The 10,954-nt window shown below is 29.7% G+C and carries 6 protein-coding genes and 2 rRNA genes; all 8 read right to left on the bottom strand.

Translation table 11 applies throughout. The features are described 5' to 3' along the window. Positions 1-587: 587 nt before the first annotated feature. The gene (gene glgD / locus ACRDDY_RS14800; RefSeq protein ID WP_438565710.1) at positions 588-1,697 is read right to left on the bottom strand and encodes a glucose-1-phosphate adenylyltransferase subunit GlgD; all 1,110 of its coding nucleotides are present in this window, start codon (positions 1,695-1,697) and stop codon (positions 588-590) included. A gap of 18 nt (positions 1,698-1,715) precedes the next feature. After that, entirely contained in the window at positions 1,716-2,876 is a 1,161-nt protein-coding gene (locus ACRDDY_RS14795; RefSeq protein ID WP_438565709.1) for a glucose-1-phosphate adenylyltransferase, read from the bottom strand. 126 nt (positions 2,877-3,002) lie between these two features. Further along, a complete protein-coding gene (locus tag ACRDDY_RS14790) occupies positions 3,003-5,438 on the bottom strand; it encodes a glycogen/starch/alpha-glucan phosphorylase (protein WP_438565708.1) in 2,436 nt (811 codons plus the stop codon). A 30-nt stretch (positions 5,439-5,468) separates the two neighbouring features. Next, entirely contained in the window at positions 5,469-6,896 is a 1,428-nt protein-coding gene (glgA, locus tag ACRDDY_RS14785) for a glycogen synthase GlgA (RefSeq protein ID WP_438565707.1), read from the bottom strand. After that, a complete protein-coding gene (gene glgB, locus ACRDDY_RS14780; protein WP_438565706.1) occupies positions 6,896-8,935 on the bottom strand; it encodes a 1,4-alpha-glucan branching protein GlgB in 2,040 nt (679 codons plus the stop codon). The genes glgA and glgB overlap by 1 nt, the downstream gene beginning before the upstream one ends. Positions 8,936-9,188: 253 nt before the next feature. Beyond that, the gene (locus ACRDDY_RS14775) at positions 9,189-10,475 is read right to left on the bottom strand and encodes a SulP family inorganic anion transporter (RefSeq protein WP_438565705.1); all 1,287 of its coding nucleotides are present in this window, start codon (positions 10,473-10,475) and stop codon (positions 9,189-9,191) included. Positions 10,476-10,650: 175 nt separating this feature from the next. Then, positions 10,651-10,767: ribosomal RNA gene (rrf, locus tag ACRDDY_RS14770) — 5S ribosomal RNA — on the bottom strand. A 50-nt stretch (positions 10,768-10,817) separates the two neighbouring features. Beyond that, a 23S ribosomal RNA gene (locus ACRDDY_RS14765) occupies positions 10,818-10,954 on the bottom strand; the annotation flags it as partial.

Genomic DNA, 10,954 nt, shown 5'->3' with positions numbered 1-10,954 from the left:
GATCAAACTCTCAATAAAAAGTTTAATCTTAAATTGCTCATAAAACTTACTAATAAAAGAATTGCTGGTTTAAGTTTGTTTATATATTAATCTGTTCAATTTTCAAAGACCATTTTGTTTCAATCGCTTTTGGCGACTTGTTTAGTATACTACTTAAAAACTTTTATGTCAACAACTTTTTTTAAAAATTGTTTTTGTTTTTTTGTAGTGTTCCTTTACTTCAAGTATTTGACCCTGTCGCTTGGAACATTTACTATCTTACCACTTTAAATATTTTTTGATTATTTATTTTTTTTATTAAAATGATATTATTTTAATTTTCCGCCTTTTTTCACTTTTTTTCGCCTTTTTCCTAATATTGATACGCCTGGCACACTTATCTTTATTTATCTTTGTTTTCCTCTACTTAAATACAATATTTGTATGCTTTCTTACAGAATAATTATCCTCAATAGATGAATTTCATTAAAAAATCTATATAATTTCCTTATATTTTCTTCAAAATTTCTTTTATAAAAAAATAAACTCAGTAGTAATTTAAAAATTTTCTCAAATATGAGCACTTTAATCTACTGAGTTTACTTTATTTAATACCTACTATTTTTTCGTTGAATTATTATTGGAAATTCAGGTGTTCCTATATACTTTTCTTCATCTCCAATTCTCATACCCTTCTCTAGTATAATATTTTCTAATTTAGAATTTTGTCCTATAGTTGCATTTTGCATTATTATGCATCCTTTTAATTTTACATTTTGAGCTACGTGTACACCTCTTCCTATAATACAATCTTCAACTTCCCCTTCTATATAACATCCATTTGCTATTATTGAATTTTTCACATTACTCGTTTCTGTATACTGTGTTGGTGCACAATCTTTTGATTTAGTATATATTAAATCTTTACTTGAAAATATCTCTTTACATACTCCTGGTGTTAGTAAATTCATATTTGTCTTATAATATTCTTCTAATGTATTTACACAACTTAAATATCCTTCAAATTTATAAGCATTTACTTTTAGCTTATCTAATTTTGAATGAATAAATTGTTTTACTTTTCTATATGCACCATTTCTTATTGAATCATATACTATATCAACAAATAATTCTGTTTTCATTATATACATTTCCATATTTACATTAGCTTTTTTACTTTCACCTAAATTCTCACCTATACTTGTTATTCTATTACCGTCTTTTATGTTTAATATCTCACAGTCCATAAAACTTCTATCTGCATTATCTACTTCTTTATATATCATAGTTACATCATTCTTACTTTTTTTATGTGCTTCTAGTATTTCATTATAGTCAATATTACATATCATATATGATGGAGCCATTATTACATATTCTTTCCTACTATATTTAATGAATTCCATATTCTCTAAAAAGCTATGGACATCTTCATAATAAGGATCTTCATTACCAAAATTAAAGACTTTAAGGCCATCTTTTTTTCTATGAAGATCCCAAGGACGCCCATTAGTTAGGTGATCCATTAATGATCTTGATTTATTTTTTGTAAATATTCCTATACATTCCACACCTGAATTTGTCATATTAGATAAAACAAAATCTATTACTCTATACTTTCCTGCTATTGGTACTGAACCTATTACTCTTTTTTTAGTAAGTTCTCCTAACCCATTTTCATTTTCATCTAAATTTATTATACCGATACATTCTTTCATATATTATCACCCTAAAAATTATAGTTCCACATCTGAAACTATTATACTTCCTTTCTCAATACAATCTTTAGCCCCAACTACTGCAATCTCTTTTCCATTTCCCACTCTTGATTCTTTTCCTACTCTAGCCTCTGCTCCTATAATTGCTTTTTCTATTACAACATTATCCTCTATATATGCATTGTTCATTATAACTGAATTTTTTATTGTTACATTTCTTCCTATATGAACACCTTGAAATAAAACTGACCCTTCGACTTTTCCTTTTACTAAACACCCTTCTACTACTAATGAGTTTTTCAAACTTGCCTCTTCTCCTATAATTGCCGCTGGGCTTACAGGATTTTCTGAATATATTTTCCATTCATCATCATGTAAACATAACTTATTATCTTTATCTAACAAATCCATATTTGCTTCCCAAAGACTTTTTATTGTTCCAACATCCTTCCAGTATCCATCAAAAGGATATGCTACAAGAGTACTTCCTTCATCAAGCATTTTAGGTATAATATTTTTTCCAAAATCATTATTAGATACTGGATTTTTTTCATCTTCTTCTAAATGTCTTTTTAAATTTTTCCAGTTAAAAATATAAATTCCCATAGATGCATTTGTGCTTTTAGGGAATGCTGGTTTTTCTTCAAACTCATATATTGTTGAATCTGAATTAGTATTCATTATTCCAAATCTACTTGCCTCTTCCATAGATACATTTATAACTGCAATTGTTGCATCTGCATTTTTCTCTTTATGAAAATCTAACATTTTAGAATAATCCATCTTATATATATGATCTCCTGATAATATCAAAACATATTTAGGATTATAGCTATCTATATATTCTATATTTTGATATATTGCATTTGCTGTTCCCTTATACCACATTCCACCTTTTTCTTTTTGATATGGTGGTAAAATATTTACCCCACTTCCTCGTCTATCTAAATCCCATGGACTTCCTATTCCTATGTGTGAATTAAGCTCTAATGGCTTATACTGTGTTAATACTCCTACTTTATATATACCTGAATTCGAGCAATTACTTAACGGAAAATCTATTATTCTATACTTCCCCCCAAAAGGAACTGCTGGTTTTGCTAAATTTTTTGTTAGCACACCAAGTCGTGAACCTTGTCCACCCGCCAGTATCATCGCAACTATATCATTCTTCTTCATAACCAATCTCCTCTCATATGTTAACTTTTATCTTACTTAAACATATGTTGTAGCTACTACTTTTATACATATGTTTTTTTAAAACTTAATAAAGGCTATCTAAAATTTCTTCTAGATAGCCTTTTTTTATAGATTTTTATAAATCAGTTCTGATCCCCAAATCCCTGTTGCATATTCAGATATAGTTCTATCAGAAGAAAAAACTCCTGAATGTGCTATATTTATTCCACACTTCCTTTGCCAATTATATACGTCTCTAAACTCTCTATCTACTCTCTCATTAGTTGCGATATAAGAATTAAAGTCCTTTAATACAAAGAATTCATCATTGTGAGTAATCAGATTATCATACATTGGCTTAAATCTTTCTCTATCACTATAATATTTACCATTAACTAAATCATCTACAACTGCTCTTATTCTCTGATCATCTCTATAATATTCATATGATGAATACCCTCCATATTTATAAAGGTCTAAAACTTCTTGTGATTGCAATCCAAAAATAAATATATTATCTGGTCCTACTTCATCTTTTATCTCTATATTTGCTCCATCTAAAGTTGCTATAGTAAGTGCACCATTCATCATAAATTTCATATTTGATGTTCCCGATGCCTCCTTTGTTGTTGTAGATATCTGCTCACTTAAATCTGTTGCTCTTATTATCTCTTCTGCTAATGAAACTCTATAATTATCTAAGAAAACTACCTTCATTTTTTCATTAACTCTTGGATCACTATTTATTACCTTAGCTAATCTATTTATAAGCTCTATTGTATTCTTAGCTAAATGATAACTTGGTGCTGCCTTTCCTCCAAATATAAATGTTCTTGGCACTATATCTTTATTAGGATTTTCTAAAAGCTCATTATACATATGCATTATTCTCAAACAATTTAGACTTTGTCTTTTATATGCATGTATTCTTTTAACTTGAACATCAAAAATTGAATCTGGGTCCACTAGAATTTCCTTTGTATCTAATATAGTTTTAGCAAGCTTTTCTTTATTAACTCTTTTTATTCTTGAAAGTTCTAGTTGAACTTCCTTTTTATTTACTTCAGCCTCAAATTTATTTAAATCTGTTGGATGTTTTATAAATCCATCTCCAATAGTATTTCTAAGAAGTTTTGTTAACTCTGGATTACTCTTAACTAACCATCTTCTATGCGTTATACCATTAGTTTTGTTATTAAATTTATTTGGATAAAAATAATATAAATCTTGCATCTCTTGCTTCTTTAATATCTCAGTATGAAGCTTTGCAACTCCATTTACACTATGACTTCCTACAACAGCTAAGTTAGCCATTCTAACTTGCCCATCTGCAATTATAGCCATTCTTGAAATCTTATCCCATTGTCCTATATACTTATTCCAGAGTTCTTGACAATATCTTTTATTAATTTCTTCTACTATCATATATATTCTTGGTAGTAGTGTTCTAAACATATCTATTGGCCATTTTTCTAATGCTTCTGCAAGTATTGTATGGTTTGTGTATGAAACAGTTCCTACTGTTATCTTCCATGCCTCTTCCCAGCCCAATCCTTCTTCATCTAAAAGAATTCTCATAAGTTCTGGTATTACAAGTGTTGGATGAGTATCATTTATATGAAGCGCTATTTTTTCATCTAAATTCTCTATTTTTCCACTATACTTCTTATAGTGTCTTATTATACTTTGTACTCCTGCTGACACAAAAAAGTATTGTTGTTTTAGCCTAAGCATTTTTCCTTCGTATTGACTATCATTTGGATATAAAACTTGTGAGATTGCTTCAACTGAATTTTTATACTCTAATGCCTTTAAAAATTCACCTCTACTAAATGATGAAAAGTCAAATTCATCATTTACAGTTTCTGCACTCCAAAGTCTTAAATTATTTATTGTTTCATGTTCATATCCAACTACTGGTGTATCATAAGGAACAGCTAATATAGGCTCATAATTTATGTGTGTAAATTTAATTTTACCACCAACTTCTTCTGCTATTACATTACCACCAAATTTAACTATTTCTTTTTTATCTTGTTTTCTCTTTTCCCAAAGGTTCCCATCTCTAAGCCAATTATCAGAAACCTCAATTTGCATATCATCCACTATTCTTTGCTCAAAAAAACCATATTTATATCTTATTCCACAACCATGTCCTGCTATATTCAAAGATGCCATAGAATCCAAGAAACAAGCTGCAAGTCTTCCTAGCCCTCCATTTCCAAGTCCTTGATCATGTTCTAAATTTTCCAACTCATCTAAATCTATATTAAGATCATGTAATGCCTCTCTACATACATCTCTCAATCCTAAATTTAATAATGCATCTCCTAGAAGTCTTCCTAATAAAAATTCCATAGAAAAATAATATATTTGTTTTTCACCACTATTATTATACCTTCTTGTAGTCTGAACCCATTTTTCTCCTACATAATCTTTAACTAAGCTTCCTAAAGCCTCATACTTCTTATAACTATTCCCCTCACCTAGTTCTTCTCCATGAATCTCAAGAAATTTCTTTAAGTAAGCTTTCTTAAACTCCTCTTTTCCTATATTTATCATAAAATATACCTCCTATTTTATAAGGATTACTTAACACCTCGCATAAAGATCTAAATAATCCTGTGCGGATTTTTCCCAACTGTTATCTGATCTTAGTGCTTGCCTTACTATAGAATTCCAAACAACTTTATTTGAGAATGTATCTATTGCTTCTTCAATCACATTTGCCATTTCATGTGCATTATAATTTTTAAAGCTAAATCCATTACCCTCCCCATTATATTTATTAAATGGTAAAATTGTGTCTTTTAATCCACCAGTCTCTCTAACTATGGGAATAGAGCCATATCTAAGCGCAATCAATTGACCTAATCCACATGGTTCAAAAAGTGATGGCATTAAAAACATATCTGATGCTGCATATATTTTATGTGCTAAATTATTATCAAACATTATATTTGCAGACACCTTTTCTTTATATCTATAATTTAAGTGTCTAAAATGTTCCTCAAAATGATAATCACCTGTTCCTAAAATCACTAATTGAACATTTCTTTGAAGAATTCTATCTAGCATAGTTACAATTAAGTCTAATCCTTTTTGACTTGTAAGCCTTGATACAATTCCTATTATCGGTATATTTTCATCAATCTTTAGTCCTAAAGTTCTTTGTAAATTAATTTTATTTTCTTTTTTTCCTTCCTCAAAATTTTCTTCATTATAATTTCTATCAATTAATCTATCTAACTCTGGATTATATTCATCATAATCAATTCCATTTAATATTCCATTTAAAGCATATCCTCTCTCCCTAAGAGAATAATCCATCCTTTCACCATATTCCTCCGTTTTTATCTCCTCTACATATGAGTAACTAACAGTTGATACTTTATCTGCATACATTACTCCACCCTTCATAAAACTTATTCCATTATCAAAAGCTAAACTTCCATTATTAAAAGGCTCTAAATCATATCCAAATAATTCTGGTAATACATTCTTATCAAACACACCTTGGAATTTTAAATTATGAATTGAGAATATTGTTTTCATATCATAATAAAATAAATCTTTTCTATATTCTAATGTTAATAAAACTGGAATCATTCCTGTATGCCAATCATTACAATGAATTACATTTGGTTGATAATCTATTTCTTTTAAAAATTCTAAAACCGCTCTATTAAAAAATGCAAATCTTTCTCCATCATCTGCATATCCATATAATCCATCTCTTCCAAAATAGTACTCATTATCTAAAAGATAATATATAACTCCCTCATGATTATATTCAAATACACCACAATACTGTCTTCTCCATCCCACTTGAACCATAAACCACTTTTTGAAAACTAACTTTTCTTTAAGTTCTTCTTTAATATTCTTATATTTAGGAATAACAACTCTTGCATCATCACCCTTTTCTACTATAGTCTTAGGTAAAGATCCTAAAACATCACCAAGTCCACCACTTTTTATAAATGGATTTGCCTCTCCTCCAACATATAATATCTTCATTATTCGTCCTCTCCTTCTTCAATTTCTTTTATACTCATCGTATTCTTTAACTTCATAAAAACAGCACCCATTGGTGGAATTTTAACTCTAATACTTTGTTCCATTCCATGTGCCCAAACATTTTCTGTAAATATCTCTTGTCCCATAACTTGTCCTGAACCGCCAAATCTCTTTTCATCTGTATTCAATATCTCTTCATAAGATCCTATATTTGGTACTCCTATTCTAAAATCGTAATACACTACTGGCGTAAAATTATAAATACAAATAATAGTATCCTCCTCTTTCTTTCCTTTCCTTATAAAAGATAAAATACTCTGCTCATTATTATCTGCATCTATCCACTTAAATCCACAAGGCTTATAATCCTGTTCATATAATGCTTTATTATTCTTATATATATTGTTTAATTCTTTAAAAAAACTTTGCATATCTCCATGTATAGGATATGCATCTATAAGCTTCCACTCTAACTCCTCATATTCTCGCCACTCTATAAACTGTCCAAACTCACTGCCCATAAATAAAAGCTTCTTACCTGGATGTCCCATCATATACGCTCCAAAAAGTCTAAGTCCAGCAAACTTTGTCCAATAATCTCCCCACATCTTATCTAATAAAGATTTCTTTCCATGAACTACTTCATCATGAGATATTGGTAAAATAAAATTTTCTGTGTAATTGTACATCATAGGAAATGTTAAGGCTGTATGATTAAATTTTCTATATAAACTATCTAATTCAACATACTCTAAACTGTCATTCATCCATCCCATATTCCATTTAAAATTAAACCCTAATCCTCCCATCTCAATTGGTTTACAAACATTTGGCCATGATGTTGATTCTTCTGCTATCATCATTACATTCCTAAACTCTTTAAATACAGCTTGATTAAGTTCTTTTAAAAATTGAATTCCTTCTAAATTCCCATCATCACCATAAATATTAGGAACCCATTCTCCTTCTTCACGACAATAATTTAGATATAGCATATTTGATACTGCATCAACTCTAAGTCCATCTATATGAAATTCTCTAAGCCAATATAATGCATTCGAGATTAAAAAGCTTTTAACTTCTGGTCTTCCTAAATCAAAATTGCAAGTTCCCCATCCCTTATTCTCTGCTTTCCAAGTTTCCTCATACTCATATGTTGGTGTTCCATCAAATTTAAATAACCCATGTCCATCCTTACAAAAATGACTTGGTGCCCAATCCATAATTACACCAATATCTCTTCTATGCAATTCATTAACTAACTTCTTAAAACCTTCTATACTTCCATATCTACTAGTTAAAGAATAAAATCCAAGTCCTTGATATCCCCATGAAGCATCTAACGGATGCTCTACTAATGGCATAATCTCTACATGTGTATATCCCATCTCTTCTAAGTAGTCCGGTAAAATCTCACTTAACTCATCATAAGCTAAAAAATCACCATTTTCTTTTGTCTTCCAAGAACCTAAATGAATCTCATATATATTCACAGGACTCTCATATATATTTAAATTATTTCTCTTAAATATCCACTCACTATCTTTCCACTTAAACTCATTAGGTACGCATACTATTGATGCACTATTCGGTCTAACTTCAGAACATATTCCATAAGGATCTGCTTTATAATCCATTTCATTATTCCAATTTTTTATCCCATATTTATACTTAATACCTTCATTCAAGCCTTCAACAAATAAACTCCATAATCCTAAGTTGGATATTTTTTTCATTTTATATTTATCTTGAATACAAAATCCATTAAAATCTCCTGTAAGAAAAATTTCCTGCGCACGTGGTGCCCACGTTGTAAATCTAATGCCATTCTTTCCATCTTCTCTAACTAAGTGACTTCCTAATATATCATATGAATTAAAATTTCTTCCTTGATGGAAAAGATACATATTAAAATCTGTTATATTATGTTTCTCATACTTTTGAACATCTTTAAAAACACTCTCACTTTTTAACTCCACATTCCCCAATTCTAATTCCTCCCATAATCTCATTACTTTTCTCATACTTATAATATTCATTAAGTTATCATTTTAGAATTAAATTATTGTAAAGCTATGAGATACTAGACTAAATCACATTAACTAATTCAAATATTTTATTTATAAATCAAATATTTTCAAAAAAACAAAAGACTATAAGCTAAATTTTATCTAACTCATAGTCTTCAAATTTTTATATTTTCCTATATATTAAAAAGAGCAAATTTTATTATTTACAATAAAATTTGCTCTTAAATTACGCCCCAGTTACTAAGAACTATATTTAAATTCTCTATACTATTCCCATTTTTGCTCTTGATGGAGATGTTGGCATATTTCTATTTATCAATTTTGTTCTTACTAAATGAACAATCATAGCAATTACAATTGCTATTACTAAATTTACACAAACAGTAAGAATTAATGTAAGAACTAGTTCCATTCCATCAAATTTATCCTTCTTACATAAATCTCTACATAATCTCCATTCAGTCATATTATATGATACCACAATAAGAATCGCTGCTAATACTGTTAATGGAACAAACTGTAATAATGGTATAAATACAAGCAGTACAACTAATAAAATAATTGCGTGTACAATTCCTGCAATAGGAGTTCTTCCCCCATTTTTAACACTTGCCGTACTTCTTGCAATAGCTCCCGTTGCTGGTATTCCTCCAAATAAAGATAGTACAATATTTGCAATTCCCTGACTTACAAGTTCAGTATTAGAATTATGCTTATGTCCTAACATATCATCAGTAACAACTGCTGTTAATAAAGACTGTATGTATCCTAAAATTGCAATTGTTATAGCTGGCATCATTAAACTTTCCATATTTGCTAAAGTAAGATTTGGTATTTGTGGCATTGGAATATTTGAACTAATTGGCCCAAAAGTACTTCCAACAGTTGGTGTATCAATTCCCAAAACTTTAACTCCAATCGTTACAAAAACTAATGCTATTAAAGAACTTGGAACAGTTTTATTAATTTTAGGGAAAAATACAATAATTCCTATAGATATAAGACCTATTATTAATGTGGAAATACTTATTGTAGCAATAGTATGTCCATACGTTTCCCACTTTCCAAAAAATCCAACTGGTAATTTACCAGTTCTTAATCCAAAAAATTCTTGTATCTGAGCTGTGAACAACACCACTCCGATTCCTGCTGTAAATCCTAATATAATACTTCTTGGAATATGTTTTATTAGATTCCCTAATCTAAAAACTCCAAGTAAAATTAAAATTACCCCTGCCATTAGTGTTGCAACTAATAATCCTCCGAATCCATGCGTTTGTATTATTCCATAAACAATTACAACAAATCCACCTGTTGGTCCACCAATTTGGACCCTACTTCCGCCTAATACAGATACACATAAACTTGCTATTATTGCTGTTAATAATCCTTTTGCTGGACTTACTCCTGATGATATCCCTATTGCTATTGAAAGTGGTAATGCTATTATCGCAACCACACTCCCCGCTATAACATCATTAATTACTTGTTCCTTGCTAATCCATGTTTTTCTATTCTTAATCATAGAAAAAAACTCTGGCTTTCTCACTAACAAAACTTCCTTTCTCTAAATAGTAGTTAAACTATTATTTCTTTCCTCTTTCTTTTTTGAACGCGTTGAAAAGAGAAAGATTTATCTTCCTCTTTTGTAAATAAATTTTTTGTAAACTAAATTTCTCCATAAAAAAAAAGATAGTAATGACTATCTTTTTCCTCTTGTTTTCACTTGGCAACTTCCTACTCTCCCACACAGTCACCCGTGCAGTACCATCGGCGTTATAGAGCTTAACTTTCCTGTTCGGAATGGAAAGGAGTGTACCCTCTATGCCATCATCACCAAATATTCAGATTGTTCTCTGAAAATTGCACTTGAAATTATATGTTAATATTATTGGTCAAGCCCTCGATCTATTAGTATTGGTCAGCTGAACGTATTGCTACGCTTACACCCCCAACCTATCAACCTTGTGTTCTTCAAGGGATCTTACTAGCTTACGCTATGGGAAATCTAATCTTGAGGTGGGCTTC

It is taken from the genome of Clostridium sp. (assembly GCF_051656525.1).
Taxonomy (GTDB): domain Bacteria; phylum Bacillota; class Clostridia; order Clostridiales; family Clostridiaceae; genus Clostridium.
The sequence above is the reverse complement of the archived record's forward strand: the minus strand, read 5'-3'. Positions and strand labels throughout refer to the sequence as shown.